At 36.7% G+C, this 17,108-nt stretch carries 15 protein-coding genes; all 15 read left to right on the top strand.

Annotation, left to right across the window (positions count from 1 at the left end):
* Positions 1-77 precede the first annotated feature (77 nt).
* Positions 78-1,799 (top strand): biosynthetic-type acetolactate synthase large subunit, encoded by a 1,722-nt coding sequence (ilvB, locus tag C794_RS14180; protein WP_017797809.1) that lies wholly within the window; start codon positions 78-80, stop codon positions 1,797-1,799.
* A complete protein-coding gene (gene ilvN, locus C794_RS14175; protein ID WP_011067015.1) occupies positions 1,796-2,320 on the top strand; it encodes an acetolactate synthase small subunit in 525 nt (174 codons plus the stop codon). Before ilvB ends, ilvN begins: the two co-directional genes overlap by 4 nt.
* A 51-nt stretch (positions 2,321-2,371) precedes the next feature.
* On the top strand, positions 2,372-3,406 hold the full coding sequence (gene ilvC, locus C794_RS14170; RefSeq protein ID WP_017797808.1) for a ketol-acid reductoisomerase: 1,035 nt from the start codon (positions 2,372-2,374) through the stop codon (positions 3,404-3,406).
* The gene (locus C794_RS14165; RefSeq protein WP_017797807.1) at positions 3,393-4,940 is read left to right on the top strand and encodes a 2-isopropylmalate synthase; all 1,548 of its coding nucleotides are present in this window, start codon (positions 3,393-3,395) and stop codon (positions 4,938-4,940) included. Before ilvC ends, C794_RS14165 begins: the two co-directional genes overlap by 14 nt.
* Before the next feature lie 15 nt (positions 4,941-4,955).
* Positions 4,956-6,056 carry a 3-isopropylmalate dehydrogenase gene (gene leuB / locus C794_RS14160; RefSeq protein ID WP_017797806.1) on the top strand — a complete coding sequence of 367 codons (1,101 nt, stop codon included), beginning with the start codon at positions 4,956-4,958 and terminating at the stop codon, positions 6,054-6,056.
* Positions 6,057-6,072: 16 nt separating this feature from the next.
* A complete protein-coding gene (gene leuC / locus C794_RS14155; RefSeq protein ID WP_017797805.1) occupies positions 6,073-7,479 on the top strand; it encodes a 3-isopropylmalate dehydratase large subunit in 1,407 nt (468 codons plus the stop codon).
* A 13-nt stretch (positions 7,480-7,492) separates the two neighbouring features.
* On the top strand, positions 7,493-8,071 hold the full coding sequence (gene leuD / locus C794_RS14150; RefSeq protein WP_017797804.1) for a 3-isopropylmalate dehydratase small subunit: 579 nt from the start codon (positions 7,493-7,495) through the stop codon (positions 8,069-8,071).
* A gap of 52 nt (positions 8,072-8,123) precedes the next feature.
* Complete coding sequence (ilvA, locus tag C794_RS14145) at positions 8,124-9,140, top strand: threonine ammonia-lyase (protein WP_017797803.1); 1,017 nt, start codon at positions 8,124-8,126, stop codon at positions 9,138-9,140.
* Between the two features lie 578 nt (positions 9,141-9,718).
* A complete protein-coding gene (locus tag C794_RS14140) occupies positions 9,719-10,726 on the top strand; it encodes an ABC transporter ATP-binding protein (protein ID WP_017797802.1) in 1,008 nt (335 codons plus the stop codon).
* Complete coding sequence (locus tag C794_RS14135; RefSeq protein WP_017797801.1) at positions 10,713-11,648, top strand: ABC transporter ATP-binding protein; 936 nt, start codon at positions 10,713-10,715, stop codon at positions 11,646-11,648. Before C794_RS14140 ends, C794_RS14135 begins: the two co-directional genes overlap by 14 nt.
* A gap of 7 nt (positions 11,649-11,655) precedes the next feature.
* Entirely contained in the window at positions 11,656-12,618 is a 963-nt protein-coding gene (gene opp4B / locus C794_RS14130) for an oligopeptide ABC transporter permease (RefSeq protein ID WP_017797800.1), read from the top strand.
* A gap of 26 nt (positions 12,619-12,644) precedes the next feature.
* Positions 12,645-13,541 (top strand): ABC transporter permease, encoded by an 897-nt coding sequence (locus C794_RS14125; protein ID WP_017797799.1) that lies wholly within the window; start codon positions 12,645-12,647, stop codon positions 13,539-13,541.
* A gap of 107 nt (positions 13,542-13,648) precedes the next feature.
* Entirely contained in the window at positions 13,649-15,496 is a 1,848-nt protein-coding gene (gene opp4A / locus C794_RS14120) for an oligopeptide ABC transporter substrate-binding protein (protein ID WP_017797798.1), read from the top strand.
* Between the two features lie 83 nt (positions 15,497-15,579).
* Positions 15,580-16,035 (top strand): GNAT family N-acetyltransferase, encoded by a 456-nt coding sequence (locus C794_RS14115; RefSeq protein WP_017797797.1) that lies wholly within the window; start codon positions 15,580-15,582, stop codon positions 16,033-16,035.
* 244 nt (positions 16,036-16,279) lie between these two features.
* Entirely contained in the window at positions 16,280-16,954 is a 675-nt protein-coding gene (gene rpiA, locus C794_RS14110) for a ribose 5-phosphate isomerase A (RefSeq protein WP_017797796.1), read from the top strand.
* Positions 16,955-17,108 lie beyond the last annotated feature (154 nt).

Raw genomic sequence — 17,108 nt, 5'->3', positions numbered from 1 at the left:
TGCATGATAGAGAACATGTATGTGGGTGAGAAGGGTCTTTTTGTTAGCAGATAAATTAACTGAAGGAGGGTACTGTTGTGAAAGTAGATGCAAACCAGCAGGTAGAGGTTAAAAGTAATTTAGTGACGGGTGCTGATTTGTTTGTGCAAGCATTGGAAAGAGCAAATGTCGAAGTAGTTTTTGGTTATCCTGGAGGTGCTGTATTACCGATTTACGATGCGTTACATCGAAATCAAACATCTTTTGAGCATGTGCTTTCGCGACATGAGCAAGGATCTATTCATGCAGCAGAAGGTTATGCGAGGGTCTCTGGCAAACCCGGAGTTGTGATAGCTACTTCAGGACCAGGGGCGACAAATTTAATTACTGGGATAACGGATGCGATGATGGACTCTATTCCTCTTGTCATATTTACTGGTCAAGTTGCAAAAGGAGTTATTGGAACAGATGCGTTTCAAGAAGCAGATGTAATGGGAATCACCACACCTATTACCAAGTATAACTACCAAGTGAGTGAAATAGCTGACCTGCCTCGTATTGTAAATGAAGCATTTCATATTGCGACAACAGGTAGACCAGGACCAGTCGTTGTTGATATTCCTAAGAATATTTCTTCAACAGTGACAGTGAATGATTATGAAGCGGATTTTCATTTACCTGGTTATCAGCCAACAATCACACCGAATCCTTTACAAATTACAAAAGTAAATGAAGCATTAAAACGAGCGGAGAAGCCGGTACTATTAGCTGGAGCGGGGATTCTTATCTCCGATGCCTCCAATGAATTAAAACAATTTGCTGATCACTATCAACTGCCGGTAGTTACAACCTTACTTGGGTTAGGAAGCTATCCTGGAAAGGAATCATTATCTCTAGGAATGGCTGGGATGCATGGAACATATGCAGCGAATATGGCGATATATGAATGTGATTTGTTAATAAATATTGGAGCACGATTTGATGACCGACTGACAGGAAATATTAAACATTTTGCACCAAATGCGAAAATCGTGCACATTGATATCGATCCTGCAGAAATTGGTAAAAATATCAAGACGAATATTCCGGTAGTTGCTGATGCAAAACGAGCGTTAACAGCTCTTTTAAAAAATAAAACAGAAAAATGCAATCATCAAAATTGGCTGCATCAATTGAAACATAATCAGTTGGATTTCCCGTTATGGTACGATCGTTCGGATGAATTAATCTCTCCCCAATGGTTAATGGAGCAAATATATGAATTATCCAATGGAGAAGCTGTTGTAACAACAGATGTAGGTCAGCATCAGATGTGGGCGGCACAATATTATTCATTTAAGGATCCCCATAATTGGGTGACATCTGGTGGGTTAGGGACGATGGGATTTGGTTTTCCTGCAGCAATTGGAGCTCAAATTGCTAAACCAAACAGTTTAGTATTAGCAGTAGTTGGAGATGGTGGTTTTCAAATGACTTTACAAGAATTGTCCATTTTGAAATCGCAGAATCTCCCAGTAAAAGTAATAATTTTAAACAATGAAGCACTTGGGATGGTTCGTCAATGGCAGGAAAGTTTTTACGAAGAAAGATATTCACACTCTTTGTTTTCAGAAAACCCAGACTTTGTGAAATTAGCAGAAAGTTATGGCGTGAGAGGGATGAGGGTAGAAAAGGAAGCGGATGTACCCGATATCTTATCTGAAGTATTTGCGTATGATGGCCCAGTAGTTATTGATTGCAGAGTGGTTCAAAAAACATCAGTTTATCCAATGATTGCTCCAGGTACAGGAATCCAAGAAATGATTGGGGTGAGAAGATGAAGAGAATTATCATCGCTACTGTACAGGATAGAGGAGGAGTGCTGAATCGCATTACAGGGATGCTTCATAAAAGGCAATTCAATATTGAAAGTATTTCTGTAGGAGCATCAGAAACAGAAGGTATATCCAAAATGACATTCGTTGTTGAAATTAATGACAAACAAAAACTAGAACAACTAACTAAACAATTAAATAAACAAATCGACGTATTAAAAGTGATGGATGTAACTGATAAAGCCTTAGTTGCAAGAGAGTTAGCTCTTATAAAAGTGGTTGGAACCAATCAAACAAGAGCTGAAATCCAAAGTATTATTACACCATTTCGAGCAGCGGTGATTGATGTAAGTAAAGATAGCCTAATTATTCAAGTAACAGGTAAACCAGATAAGGTGGATGCTTTAATTGCTCTGTTAAGACCATATGGAATTAAGGAACTTACAAAAACAGGCTTAACTGCTTTCTTGAGAGGGCAGCAGCCGGAACAATCGATCAGTGATTTCAATCTAGTGGCAAAAGGTTAATTACTTTTGAACACAAATTAAAAATAATGATAAATGGAGAGGGAGATTAAAATGGCAAAAGTATTATATGAAAAAGACATTCAGGATGCAGTATTAAAAAATAAAAAGATTGCAGTAATTGGTTATGGATCACAAGGGCATGCACATGCGATGAATTTAAGGGATTCTGGATATGATGTAGTCGTAGGATTACGTCAAGGAAAGTCACAGCAAAAAGCGGAAGAAGATGGATTTAATGTGTTGTCTGTAGCAGAGGCAAGTAATCAGGCAGATGTCGTAATGGTACTACTCCCGGATGAAATGCAGCCAAAAGTGTATGAGGAGAGTATTAAAGATAATCTTGAGCAAGGGAACGCACTTGTATTTGCACATGGCTTTAATATTCACTTCACACAAATTGTACCTCCAGCGAATGTGGATGTATTCTTAGTTGCTCCAAAAGGACCTGGACATTTAGTTCGCCGCACGTTTGAAGAGGGAGCTGGAGTACCTGCACTATATGGAGTACACCAAGATTATACTGGTGAAGCAACAGCCGTAGCACTTGCTTATTCAAAAGGAATTGGTGCTGCAAGAGCAGGAGTACTCGAAACAAGTTTCCAAGAAGAAACGGAGACAGATTTATTCGGGGAGCAAGCAGTATTATGCGGAGGAGTTACTAGTCTAATCAAAGCAGGATTTGAAACATTAACGGATGCTGGATATCAACCAGAAGTAGCATACTTTGAATGTCTTCATGAGATGAAATTAATTGTTGATCTTCTTTATGAAGGTGGATTAGAAAATATGCGTTATTCTATTTCGGATACAGCACAATGGGGAGATTTTGTATCGGGACAGCGTGTGGTAGACGATCAAACAAAAGAACGTATGAAATCTATTCTTGATGATATTCAAACTGGATCATTTGCTAAAGGATGGATTTTAGAAAACCAGGCTGGCAGACCACAATTTAATGCGATTAATCGCAGAGAAAATAGTCATCCAATTGAAACTGTGGGAAGGGAGTTACGTGAGTTGATGCCATTTGTTAAACAGCCAATTAATGCTAAGAAAAAGGATGTGAACGTTCATGTCCCGAATTAAGATTTTTGACACAACATTACGAGATGGAGAGCAGTCTCCAGGAGTTAACTTGAATAAAGCGGAAAAACTTGAGATAGCAAAGCAACTTGAAAAATATGGTGTGGATCGGATGGAGGCAGGGTTTCCTGCTTCCTCTAAAGGGGATTTTGAATCGGTAAAACAAATTGCTTCAACGATCAAGAATTCATCAATCATTGCGCTTGCTCGTGCGGTAAAATCTGATATCGATACCGCATATGAAGCGTTAAAAGGAGCAGAGAAACCTGCGATTCATATTTTCCTGGCAACATCTCCGATTCATATGACTTATAAATTGAAGAAATCACCAGAACAAGTGATTGAAACAGCGGTTAACATGGTCGCTTATGCAAAAGAACGATTTGATGAAATTGAATGGTCTGCTGAGGATGCAACTCGTTCGGATTGGAATTTCTTAGCTCAAATTATTGAAAAAGTTATTGAAGCTGGAGCAACCGTGATTAATCTGCCGGATACGGTGGGTTATACAACTCCTGAAGAATATGGGAAATTATTTCGATTTATAAAAGAAACAGTTTCAAACATTGATCAAGTTGCTTTGTCTTGTCATTGCCACAACGATCTTGGGATGGCAGTAGCGAATTCAATAGCGGCTGTGGAAAATGGGGCTACACAAGTAGAGGGAACGATCAATGGTATTGGTGAGCGAGCAGGAAATGCAGCGTTAGAAGAGGTGGTTGTTGCGTTAAAAATTCGTTCCGATTATTATCCATTTGAAACAGGATTAAATCTGAAAGAGACGAAACGGACGAGTGATTTGGTAGCAAAACTAACTGGTATGTATGTGCAAGCAAATAAGGCGGTAATTGGAAGAAATGCCTTTTCTCATGAATCCGGTATTCACCAAGATGGTGTATTAAAAAATACGGAGACATATGAGATTATTACTCCAGAAATGGTAGGAGTGTCCTCCAATACGCTATTTCTTGGAAAACATTCTGGAAGGCATGCGTTTAAAGATAAATTAAAAGAGTTCGGTGTTGAACTATCAGAAAAAGAGCTCAAAACGGCATTTGACCAATTTAAATTATTAACAGATCAAAAGAAAGAAGTAACAGATGATGATTTATATACCATTTTGATGGATATTAAAACAGATTCAACTGTAGTTGATAAATACAAGTTAATACAATTTGGAGTATCTTATGATACAGCGGATACTCCAAAAGCAAATGTCATCTTAGAATCTCCCAATGGGTCACTAATTGAAGCAACACAACAAGGAAATGGTAGTGTGGAGGCATTATATAAAACGATAAATTACTTGATTGCAGAAAATATCACATTGGTAGATTATCAGATTAATTCAGTTGGTGGTGGTAAAGACGCCCTGGCAGAATCCCATGTTCAAATTATAATTAATGGCGAAACAATTAATGGAAGAGGATCTGCTCAGGATGTATTGCAAGCATCAGCAGTAGCATTTATACAGGCAGTAAATCGGTATTACGTTCAAAAGAAAGCAAATCTAACTCGACTTGTCTATGAGTCATAAAAGGAGGAAAAAGAAATGGAGAAACATATCATTTTGCTTCCTGGTGATGGAATAGGTAGAGAGATTATTGATTCTGCTAAACAAGTATTAACAGCGATAGCAAGCGAATATAACCACCGATTTACATTTGAAGAACATGCGATTGGTGGAAATGCCATAGATGATTATAATACACCATTGCCCGATAAAACAGTAGATGCCTGTTCAAAAGCAGACGCAATTTTAATGGGAGCTGTTGGTGGTCCTAAATGGGACGCCAACCCATCTCATTTACGACCAGAAAAAGGATTATTAGGGATTCGAAAACAACTTGAACTTTTTGCCAATTTACGACCAGTTAAAACAATTTCTTCCTTATTATATGCATCACCATTAAAAGAAGAAATTGTAAATCAGGCAGATATGTTAATCATTCGAGAGCTAACTGGAGGAATTTATTTTGGCACACCTAGTGAACGGACCCCTAATGGTGTAGTCGATACGCTTCGTTACACGCGAGAAGAAATAGAACGAATTGTCGAGCGTGGATTTGAAGCTGCAAGAATTCGAAGAAAACATCTTACATCCGTTGATAAGGCAAATGTTTTAGAGTCTAGCAAGCTATGGAGAGAAATCGTTGAGGAAAAGTCTAAACAATATCCTGATGTATCAGTAACCCATCTTCTTGTTGATGCAGCTGCAATGAAGCTTGTCACACAGCCAAGTTTCTTTGATGTAATCGTAACGGAGAATTTGTTCGGAGATATATTGAGTGATGAAGCGTCAGTGCTTACTGGATCTTTAGGAATGCTTCCATCAGCGAGTTTACGTTCTGATGGACTTGGTTTATATGAGCCTGTTCACGGTTCAGCTCCTGATATTGCGGGAAAAGGAATTGCTAATCCATTAGCGATGATCTTATCTGCTGCATTAATGCTAGAGCATTCTTTTGGTTTAGTAGATGAAGCTAAAGAAATAGAGCGAGCGGTAAATGATTGTTTATTACAAGGTTTTCATACAGCGGATATCCATATACCAGGCGGAGTTCAAGTTGGTACAAAGCAAATGACAGAAGCAGTTTTAGAAAATGTAACAACAAAAAGTATTTCAGATTCTATATGTAAATCGTATGTATAGGATGGAGGTGTAAGACGTGCAAAAACCACAAACTATTTTCGAAAAGATATGGCAAAATCATATTGTTCATGAGGAAGAAGGGAAACCAAGTCTTCTTTATATTGATCAACATTTAGTTCATGAAGTAACTTCTCCGCAAGCTTTTGAGGGACTTCGTTTAAATAATCGTAAGGTTCGTCGACCTGACTTAACCTTTGCAACTATGGACCATAATGTTCCAACTGTGAATAGGGAATCATTTAAAGATGAAATATCCAAAAAGCAAATGGAAGCACTGAAGAAAAATTGTGAAGAATTTGGAATAAAACTTGCTGATATGTACCATCCAGATCAAGGAATTGTACACGTCATTGGGCCACAGCTTGGTTTAACGCAACCAGGAAAAACAATTGTTTGCGGAGACAGTCATACTTCAACACATGGAGCATTTGGTGCTTTGGCATTTGGGATAGGTACAAGTGAAGTAGAACATGTTTTAGCCACACAAACCATTTGGCAAGACAAACCAAAAACATTAAATGTCAAAGTTATAGGTGAACTAGGAATAGGGGTAACTGCAAAAGATTTAATTTTAGCGATTATTGCAAAGTTTGGTGTTCAATTTGGTACTGGTTATGTAATAGAATATACAGGTGAGCTTATTCGTAAAATGTCTATGGAAGAAAGAATGACAATCTGTAATATGTCTATTGAAGCAGGTGCTAGAGCGGGCTTAATTAGTCCAGATCAAACTACTGTAGATTACCTACGAGGACGTGAAATGGTTCCAGATGGAGACGCATATGATAAATTAGCAGCTGAATGGTTACAATTAGCTACGGATGAAGATGCTGTCTACGATCACACGGTTATTATTCATGCAAATGAAATTGAACCCCAGGTTACATGGGGGACAAATCCGGGTATGTGTGTACCTATAAGCTCGACTACACCATCTATTGAAAAAGCAACGTACCCAGACGAAGTAGAACGTGCACTTGAATATATGGGATTAAAAGAAAATCAATTAATGACTTCTATTGAAGTAGACCATGTATTTATTGGTTCATGTACGAACTCAAGACTAAGTGATTTGAAAAAAGCCGCAGCGATTGTGAAAGGAAAAAAGGTGAAATCTGGTATTCGTGCGATGGTAGTGCCTGGATCTTTTCTTGTGAAACAAAAAGCCGAAGAAATTGGGTTAGATCAAATTTTTATGGACGCTGGTTTTGAATGGAGAAATTCCGGATGTAGTATGTGTCTAGGGATGAATGATGATATAGTGCCAGCTGGAGGTAGATGTGCTTCCACTTCCAACCGAAATTTTGAAGGAAGACAAGGAAACGGGGCTAGAACACATCTCGTGAGTCCAGAAATGGCTGCAGCAGCAGCAATAGAAGGGCACTTTGTTGATGTGAGAACCTATGCAAGCGTCCCGAGTTAGGAGGAGATCTTAAATGGATCCATTGGAATTTCATCGTGGAAAGGTTTGTCCATTAAATAGAGCTAATGTAGACACGGATCAAATCATTCCAAAACAATTTCTAAAACGAATTGAACGAACTGGTTTTGGGCAGTTTCTATTTTTTCATTGGAGGTTCAATGATGATGGAACAGAGCGAAGTGATTTTGTCTTAAATGATCCTAACTATCAAGATGCTACTATTTTAGTTGCTGGCGATAATTTTGGGTGTGGGTCGAGTCGTGAACATGCCCCGTGGGCACTTGCCGATTATGGGTTTAAAGTCATTATTGCTCCAGACTTTGCGGATATTTTTTATAATAATGCGTTAAAAAATGGCATATTAGTTATTAAGATGGATGAGCAGCAAGTGAAGTCATGGATGCATAAGGCAGAAGATGGGTTAACATTAGATGTTGATTTAAAACAACAAACTATCCAAGCCTCTGATGGAACGACAACTTCATTTGAAATTACACCATACCAACGTGAGAAATTAATCAATGGTTGGGATGATATTGCCTTAACTTTATTAAAAGAAGAAAAGATTGCAGCTTATGAATCTGCAAAATAAGGTATATTCCGCTGAATGAGATTTTATTTTATCGTTACAGAATAGAAGGAGAGTGAGTTGTGTTGGGGATCGCTTAACTGGTGAAAAAGTATACCAAGCTATGAAAAAATTAACACCGATTGTTCATCGTACACCATTAGTAACATCACATACAACGGATGATATTGTTGGAAAACATGTTTACTGTAAAATGGAAAACCAACAAAAAACTGGGGCATTTAAATTTCGAGGAGCAAGTTATAAATTAATGCAACTTTCAAAAGAAGAACTACAACACGGCGTAATTACAGCTTCAGCTGGAAATCATGCGCAAGGTGTAGCTCATGCCGCAGCAAAATTAGGTATTAAGGCAACGATCTTTATGTCTGAAGGAACGCCTTTAGCGAAAATTAATGCGACAAGAAATTATGGAGCAACAGTAAACCTTGTTGGTGAAAGCTTTCAGGAAGCTTATGAAGCTTCACTTCAACATCAAAAAGTAACTGGTGCTACTTATATCCACCCTTTTGATGATTATGATATTATGGCTGGTCAAGGAACAATTGCAATGGAATTACTTCGCCAAGAGGACCGTATTGATACAATTATTGCGCCAATTGGTGGTGGAGGATTAATAAGTGGCATTGCAGTTGCTGCTAAACATGTGAATAGGAATATCAAAATAATCGGCGTACAGGCTGAAGGTGCTGCTGCAATACATCGAAGTTATCATTCGAGCAAAGTACATTCTTTATCAAATGTTTCGACAATAGCAGAAGGAATAGCAGTAAAACATCCAGGTGAATTGACATTGCCACTTATTCGATCCTATGTTGATGATATTGTTACAGTAAATGATGAACAAATCGCTTCAGCGATCATTTACATGTTGGAAAGAAATAAGACGTTAATGGAAGGTGCTGGTGCTGCAGCTTTAGCTGCATTATTTGCACATAATGACATCATCTCATCCAGACATTGTGGTGTTATAGTTAGTGGAGGAAACTTGGACATCAGTAATATGCAAAAAATACAACATCTATCCAGTCATATCAATAATAATCGTGAAAAAGCTTATGTTGCTCTGTAAAAGAAAAAGTCTTTTGGCCTAGGAAGAAGGGTTAAAGGACTTTTTCTGTGTATAAGAAAATAAGTTTAAAAGTGAGATTCAGTTAAGACGAATTTTGTAACATTTTAGGTTAATCAAACCCATAAAACGACACTTTTCTGTCGTAAAAAAATTATAAATTTCCACCATAAAGAAATTGTGAAGCAGCTTGGTATTAAAGCATTTTAGAAGGTGAAACGAAGTTTTTTGTAAATTACTAATGTTAATTTTTATCAAAACTTATTGCTTTTCTAAAAATTATGAACTATAATTTTTTAATATATTAAGATTTGTTTACGATTATATTTCTAGTTGAATAAATCGTCTCAAGTAAATCTACGTTATACAGTTAAAGTATTTATCTTAACAAATTTATATTTACATTTAATTATTAGAAAAATCACAACAATAAAAAATCAAAGGGTAGTAGGTTATATCGTAAGTTCTTATAAAAATAGAGCATGCGTTTAAGTTAGGTATTATCCTGATGAAATTTGTAACCGTCCAATAGATTCTAGACATATATAATATAAATTAATTTCATTAGGGGGAGATTAAGATTGAGTAAAGAACTGTTAAAGATTGAAAACTTAAAAACATCTTTTCGTATTGAAAGTGAATACTATGCAGCGGTAGATGATGTTAGTCTAACCTTGCATAAAAATGAGGTATTAGGAATTGTTGGTGAATCTGGTTCTGGTAAAAGCGCACTGGCATTTTCTATTATGCGATTACATAATCGAGCAAAAATTGAAGGGAAAGTTCTTTTAAATAATAAAGATATCGTTAACATGTCTAAGTCTAATTTGGATCAAATGCGTGGAGACGAAATGGCGATGATTTTCCAAGATCCACTTACTGCATTAAATCCACTGATGCCTATAGGAAAACAAATTGAAGAAGTACTTTTGCTACATAAAAAAATGGGACAAAATGAACGGAAAATTAAAGTGATAGAACTTCTTGAGATGGTTGGCATACCAAGGCCTAAAAATGTTTATGAGCAATTTCCTCATGAGTTATCTGGTGGGATGCGACAAAGAGTTATTATTGCAATTGCAATTGCAAATGAACCACAATTACTGATTGCGGATGAACCTACAACAGCGTTAGATGTAACCATTCAAGCTCAAATACTAGACTTGATTCGGGATTTAAAAGAAAAAATCCATGCGGGAATTATATTGATTACGCATGACTTAGGTGTAGTAGCTGAAATGGCTGACCGTGTGGCAGTTATGTATGCAGGTCAAATTGTTGAAATAGCGGAAGTGCACACGTTGTTTGAAAATCCATTACATCCTTACACAAAGTCTTTATTACACTCTGTACCCCAAGAAGGGGAAGATAAACTTCATGTTATACAAGGTATCGTGCCGAATTTAAAAAATTTACCAAGAAAAGGTTGTCGTTTTGCTGCTCGAATTCCATGGATTGATGAATCTGCACATGAGGAGAATCCGGATCTACATGAAGTAGAGCCAGGTCACTTTGTTAGATGTACTTGCTACGAGAATTTTTACTTCCCAGAGGAAGTCAAGGAGGAACAATCCAATGGCATTTCTTGAGGTCAAAGATCTAAAAGTCTATTTTCCTATTAAAGGTGGGATATTTAACCGCACAGTAGATCATATAAAAGCGGTTGATGGGGTCTCTTTTGAATTAGAAGAAGGAAAAACCTATGGACTAGTCGGTGAATCAGGATCAGGCAAATCTACTACAGGTAGAGCGATTATCGGGTTAGAGGAAGTTACCGGTGGACAAATTTTCTTTAATGGAAAAGATATTACAAGTCAAAAAAGTAAAGATAAAGCATTTAGGAAAGATGTACAAATGATTTTTCAGGATCCGTACTCATCTTTAAATCCTAGAAAACGGGTTATTGATATTATTGCTGAGCCAATTAGAAATTTTGAGAAACTAACAAAAAAAGAAGAAATAATGCGAGTACAAAGTTTATTGGAAATTGTAGGAATTAGCCCGGATAGTATTTATAAGTATCCTCATGAATTTTCTGGGGGGCAAAGACAACGGATTGGAGTTGCAAGAGCAATCGCTTTAAAACCAAAGTTAATCATAGCGGATGAACCTGTATCTGCTCTTGATGTGTCTGTACAAGCACAAGTATTAAACTTTTTGAAAGATATTCAAAGTGAACTCAACCTGACCTATTTGTTTATCAGTCATGATTTAGGGATTGTAAAACATATGTGTGATGATATCTCAATTATGTACAAAGGTAGGTATGTAGAGCAAGGGACTAGAAATGATATTTTTGAAAGTCCCCAGCATATTTATACTAAACGATTGATTGCAGCAATACCTGATATTAATCCAAGAAATCGAGAAGAGCAATTCAACTATCGTAATAAAATTTTAGACGAGTATAACAACGCATATAATGATTATTTTGATCAAGCGGGATTAGCGTTCAATTTACAGTCTATCTCTGAAAGTCATAAAGTTGCTCTGCCACAACAGAAAGGTTGATTCATCTATGTGGAAATTTACAGTTCGCCGTTTATTTATAACAATTCCTCAAATCATACTACTAAGTGTTTTAGTTTTCTTAATGGCTCAAATGATGCCTGGAGATGCTTTATCAGGCTTATTAGATCCAAATGTCGATCCAGCTACAATCGCTGAACAAAGAGAACGTTTAGGGTTAAATAATCCTTGGTATGTTCAATATAAAGATTGGATAGCTGGAATTATGCAGGGTGACTTTGGGCAATCTTTCCGATTTAAGATGCCAGTTACTGAATTAATTGGGCAACGAATGGAGAATACAATTATTCTTTCTGTCGTTACATTAATATTTACATATTTAATTGCATTACCATTGGGCATTATAAGTGGGCGTTACAATGATAGTTTATTAGATCAGGGTATATCCGGTTACACGTATGTAGGCTTTGCGACACCATTATTTATTTTTGCGCTCGTCATGTTATGGGTTTTTGGTTATTACTTAGGTTGGTTACCGACAAGCGGAAGTGTTCAACCTGGTCTAGAACCTGGATCATTCCAATACTATGTTAGTAAGTTCCATCATGCTTTCTTACCTGGTTTATCAATGGCTCTCATTCAAGTTGTATCCACTGTTCAATATTTGCGAAGTGAGATTATAGATACGAAGCAGAAAGATTTTATTATAACCGCAAGAGCAAAAGGAGCAACTGAAAGAAGAGTATATAACAAGCATATTTTCCGTAATTCATTATTACCGATCGCGGCATTCTTTGGATGGGAAATAACGTTATTAATTACTGGTACGGTCTTTGTGGAGAGAATTTTTAGTTATCCTGGAATGGGTGTACTATTCTTAGAATCAATTACACAACGTGATTTTAGTGTGGCCAATACAATTGTTTTACTCTTTGGAGTAGCTAATATCTTAGGTGCATTATTATCGGATATTATTTTAAGTATAGTCGATCCACGAATTCGTATTAAGTAAACTTGATCACACTGAGGTGAAAAAAGATGGAAATTCAGAATATGAAGGAGATCGAACAAACAAAAAGTCCTTCAACGATAAACATATTAATAAAAGAACTATATCGCGATAAATTAGCGCTTGTGTCTTTAATATTCTTTACGTTAGTAACATTATTTGTATTTGGACTATCTTTATTTCTTGATCAAAGTGAGATTGTTAAAGTTGATTTGTTTGCTATTCATGAGCCACCAAGTGATCAATTTATATTAGGTACCGATTATGGTGGGAGAGACGTGTTTGGACAATTAATTATTGGTACAAGAAACTCATTGGCAATTGGTTTTTTAGTAACACTTATTAGTGGTGTGTTTGGTATTACGTACGGTCTTGTATCTGGTTACTTCGGTGGTCATGTAGATAACATTATGATGCGTATTTTAGATTTCTTTAATGTACTACCATTCTTATTTATTATTATCGTATTTGTTGCGATTGTTCCAGATTATAATACCATCACATTTTCATTAATCATGGCAGCATTTTCGTGGATGGGCATTGCAAGGCTGATACGGTCGAAGGCTTTACAAGAAAAAGAATTAGATTATGCTCAAGCTTCAAAGACGTTAGCAACATCGAATCTTAATATCATATTCAAGCAAGTATTGCCTAATATAGCTTCTTTGATTATTGTTACAATGACGTTAAATCTAGCATCTAACATAGGTCTGGAATCCGGTCTATCCTTTTTAGGCTTTGGATTTCCTGAAAGTACACCTAGTTTAGGTACTTTACTAAGTTATGCTACAAATCCACAAACACTTGAATTTAGATGGTGGATTTGGGTTCCGCCAGCAGTATTAATTTTTCTATTAATGCTTTCTGTAAGAAATGTGGGTGAAGCATTAAAAAGAGCTGCTGATGCTCGGCAACGACGAGGGTAGATAATTTTGTTACTTACATCAATCATTTATTAGATTGATGTTTAGTATATAAGTCGGAAAATTTAAAATCCGACGCGGTAAGGGATAAAAAAAGGGAGGTTATGAGGATGAAGAAAGTAAATTTAAGTAAGCTATTGCTCGCTATCATGTTAATGCTTCTTTTGGTATTAGCTGCTTGTAATAGTGGAGGTTCTGATGAAGGATCAGAAGGAAGTGACTCTGGAGAAGGTACAGAAGAAGGATCTGAAGGTGAAGATGAGAGTGGTGCTGAAGATGGCATTTATTCCATTGAAGACTTCTCTGCAGCTAAAACAGATGAAGGAGAAGCAATGGATGGTGGTTCTTTAACATATGGTTTAGTAACAGATACTGTATTTGAAGGTACATTAAGCTGGAACCTATACTCGGGTGCTCCTGACGCAGAAATCCTTCAAATATTTGACGAATCTTTATTAAGTATTGATGAGAATTATAGTTATACTCAAGATGGAGCGGCAACATTTGAAACCAGTAATGAAAATAAAACATTTACTTTCACGATTGGTGATAACGTAAATTGGCATGATGGTGAGCCGGTAACAGCAGAGGATTGGGCATACTCTTATGAAATAATCGGGCACCCTGATTATACAGGTATTCGCTATGATTCAAGCTTCCAAAATATTGAAGGTATGCAAGAATATCATGCTGGTGAGTCAGATACAATTTCAGGAATTGAAGTAATCGATGAGAAAACATTAGAAATCAATTATAAAGTAGCTTCTCCATCATTATTAGCTGGTGGTATTTGGGCATATGCTACTCCAAAGCATATCTTTGAAGACATTCCAGTGGCAGAGATGGAAGAAGCTGACGCAGTACGCAAAAACCCAATTGGAATGGGACCATTTAAAGTAGAGTCTATTGTACCTGGTGAGTCTGTATCATACACAGCTAACGAAGATTATTGGCAAGGTGCACCAAAACTTGATGAATTAACGTTAAAAGTAGTAGCACCTACAACAGTTGCTCAAGCTTTAGAGACTGGTGAAGTAGATATAGTGGATTCGTTCCCGACTGATCAATATCCAGATGTTGCTGAGACAATGACAAATGTGGAATTTTTAGGAAAAATTGATAATGCATATACTTATATTGGATTTAAATTAGGAAAATGGGATGCAGATGCAGGGAAAGTTCAAATGGATCCTGATGCAAAAATGGCAGATGTAGAATTGCGCAGAGCAATGTGGCATGCAGTTGATAACGATGCAGTTGGGGAGCGTTTCTATAATGGCTTGCGCTGGAAAGCTACTACATTAATTGGTCCGGCATACCCAGACTATCATAATGCAGAAATCGAAGTACCGGCATACGATCCAGAACAGGCAAAACAAATTCTTGAAGATGCTGGTTATAAAGATACAAATGATGATGGTTTCCGTGAGACTCCTGATGGAGAAGAGTTAGTAATTAATTTTGCTTCTATGTCAGGTGGAGATACTGCTGAACCAATTGCAAACTACTATATCCAAGCTTGGGAACAAGTTGGTTTGAAAGTTCAATTATTAGAAGGTCGTTTACATGAATTTAATTCTTTCTATGATCGTGTAGAAGCAGATGATCCAGACATTGATATTTACCAAGGTGCATGGTCTACTGGGTCTGATGTTGATCCATCAGGATTATATGGAGCAGAAGCGCCATTTAACTACCCTCGTTATGAGAGCGAAGAAAGCACAGCTTTAATTACGGAAGGAAATTCACCTGAGTCAATAGACGTTGCACATCGCCAAGAAGTGTATAAAGAGTGGCAAGAATTAATGGTAAAAGACATTCCAGTATTTCCGACTGTTTATCGTGCTGTTCTTTCTCCCGCTAATGAGCGTGTAGTTGGATATTCGATAGCAACTGATTGGAATTATGCTTGGCATGAAGTTGGAGTAACAGAAGACACTCCACAAACTGTGGAATAATAATATAACGAAAAAACCCTACGTTGGTGGGGTTTTTTCGTTATATTGGATATAGATAAAAGACTAAACTAGTAGGTGAAAAAATGATTCGTATCAAACTTGCAAATGAAGACCATGTTCAAGGAATTATCTCAGTATGTAGAGCTGGATATCGTGACGTATCAAAAGGAATCTTGTCTGACGAACTTATCGAAGAAAAATGTGATGAATATTATAATGAAGAACGTATAAGCAAAGAAGTAACACAATTTAGTCATTCATGGGGGGGTTATTATGTTGCGCTTGAGGGTGATATCGTCGTTGGTGCAGGAGGTGGTGGCATGACGACAGACCAAACAGGCTGGCTATACGTTCTCTACTTGAATCCTGCTCGTAGAAATGAAGGGATTGGTACGAAGATACTTGAAGCGGTGACAGAGCAACAAAAACGATTAGGTGCCAAGGTGCAATATGTGACTGTCCAAAAAGGAAACATGAAAGGAATTCCGTTTTATGAAGCGCGTGACTTTGTTTTTCAAGAGGCACCGATTTATAGCTAACTTGAAAAGAAGAGCGTTTTTCAAGTGAATCTTCAAACTCTGTTATTCTGAGCAGGAGTTCTTTCATACCGAGCAAAGCCAAGTTATTATTATAATACGAACATTAATATATAAGCCCACTACAATGTTTATTTATTTACATTATACCTAGTACTTATGAAATTGGTTCATTTATTTACAAATTTAACTTCTTCACCTTTTAAGCTATAATGGTTACGTATACATAATGAGGAGGTAGCTATCGGTGAATGAGCAAGATAAATTAAAAAAAGCAGTTGGAGAAAAAGCAGCCACTATGGTGAAGGACGGAATGAAAGTAGGATTAGGATCAGGAACCACGGTATATTGGATGATACGTTCACTAGGCGAACGTATTCAGAAAGATGGATTGAAAATCGAAGGAATTCCATCTTCAAATCAAACAGCAATATGGGCGGAAGAAGCGGGTATTCCACTAACCGATTTCTCGCATGTGAAAGAATTAGACATAACAATCGATGGAGCAGATGAAGTAGATGCTAATAATCATTTGATTAAAGGAGGAGGAGCAGCGCTTTTTCGTGAAAAGGTAATAGCACAAGCGGCAAAAGAGTTTGTGATTATTGTTGATCAGTCAAAAATAGTGGATACATTAGGAGAATTTTCTCTTCCTGTTGAAGTTCTTCCATTTTCCTGGCACCGAACTGCAAATGAAATTTCTAAATTAGGTTGTGTTCCAACGCTTCGAGTTAATGAAGAGGAACCGTTAGTTACCGATAATGGAAATTATATTTTGGATTGTCCATTTAAAGTCATCCCGTTTCCTGATAAATTAAATAAAGAGATTAAATCGATCGTTGGAGTAATTGAAACGGGGTTATTTATTGATATGGTCACAACTGTAATTGTTGGAGAAAAAGATAATATTAATATAAAGTAATTTCTATATATTATTTGAATGGCGGGAAAAATCATTGGATTTTTCCTGTTTTTTTGTGTATAGACTCATAATTAAGTCAATTTCGAAACGATTATTTTAGTGATAGTTACATAATTTTGGATTAAAACATAACATGATTTTGATTAAAAAAAGA

Origin of the sequence: Oceanobacillus kimchii X50 (assembly GCF_000340475.1) — a bacterium.
Lineage (GTDB): Bacteria > Bacillota > Bacilli > Bacillales > Amphibacillaceae > Oceanobacillus > Oceanobacillus kimchii.
The sequence above is the reverse complement of the archived record's forward strand: the minus strand, read 5'-3'. Positions and strand labels throughout refer to the sequence as shown.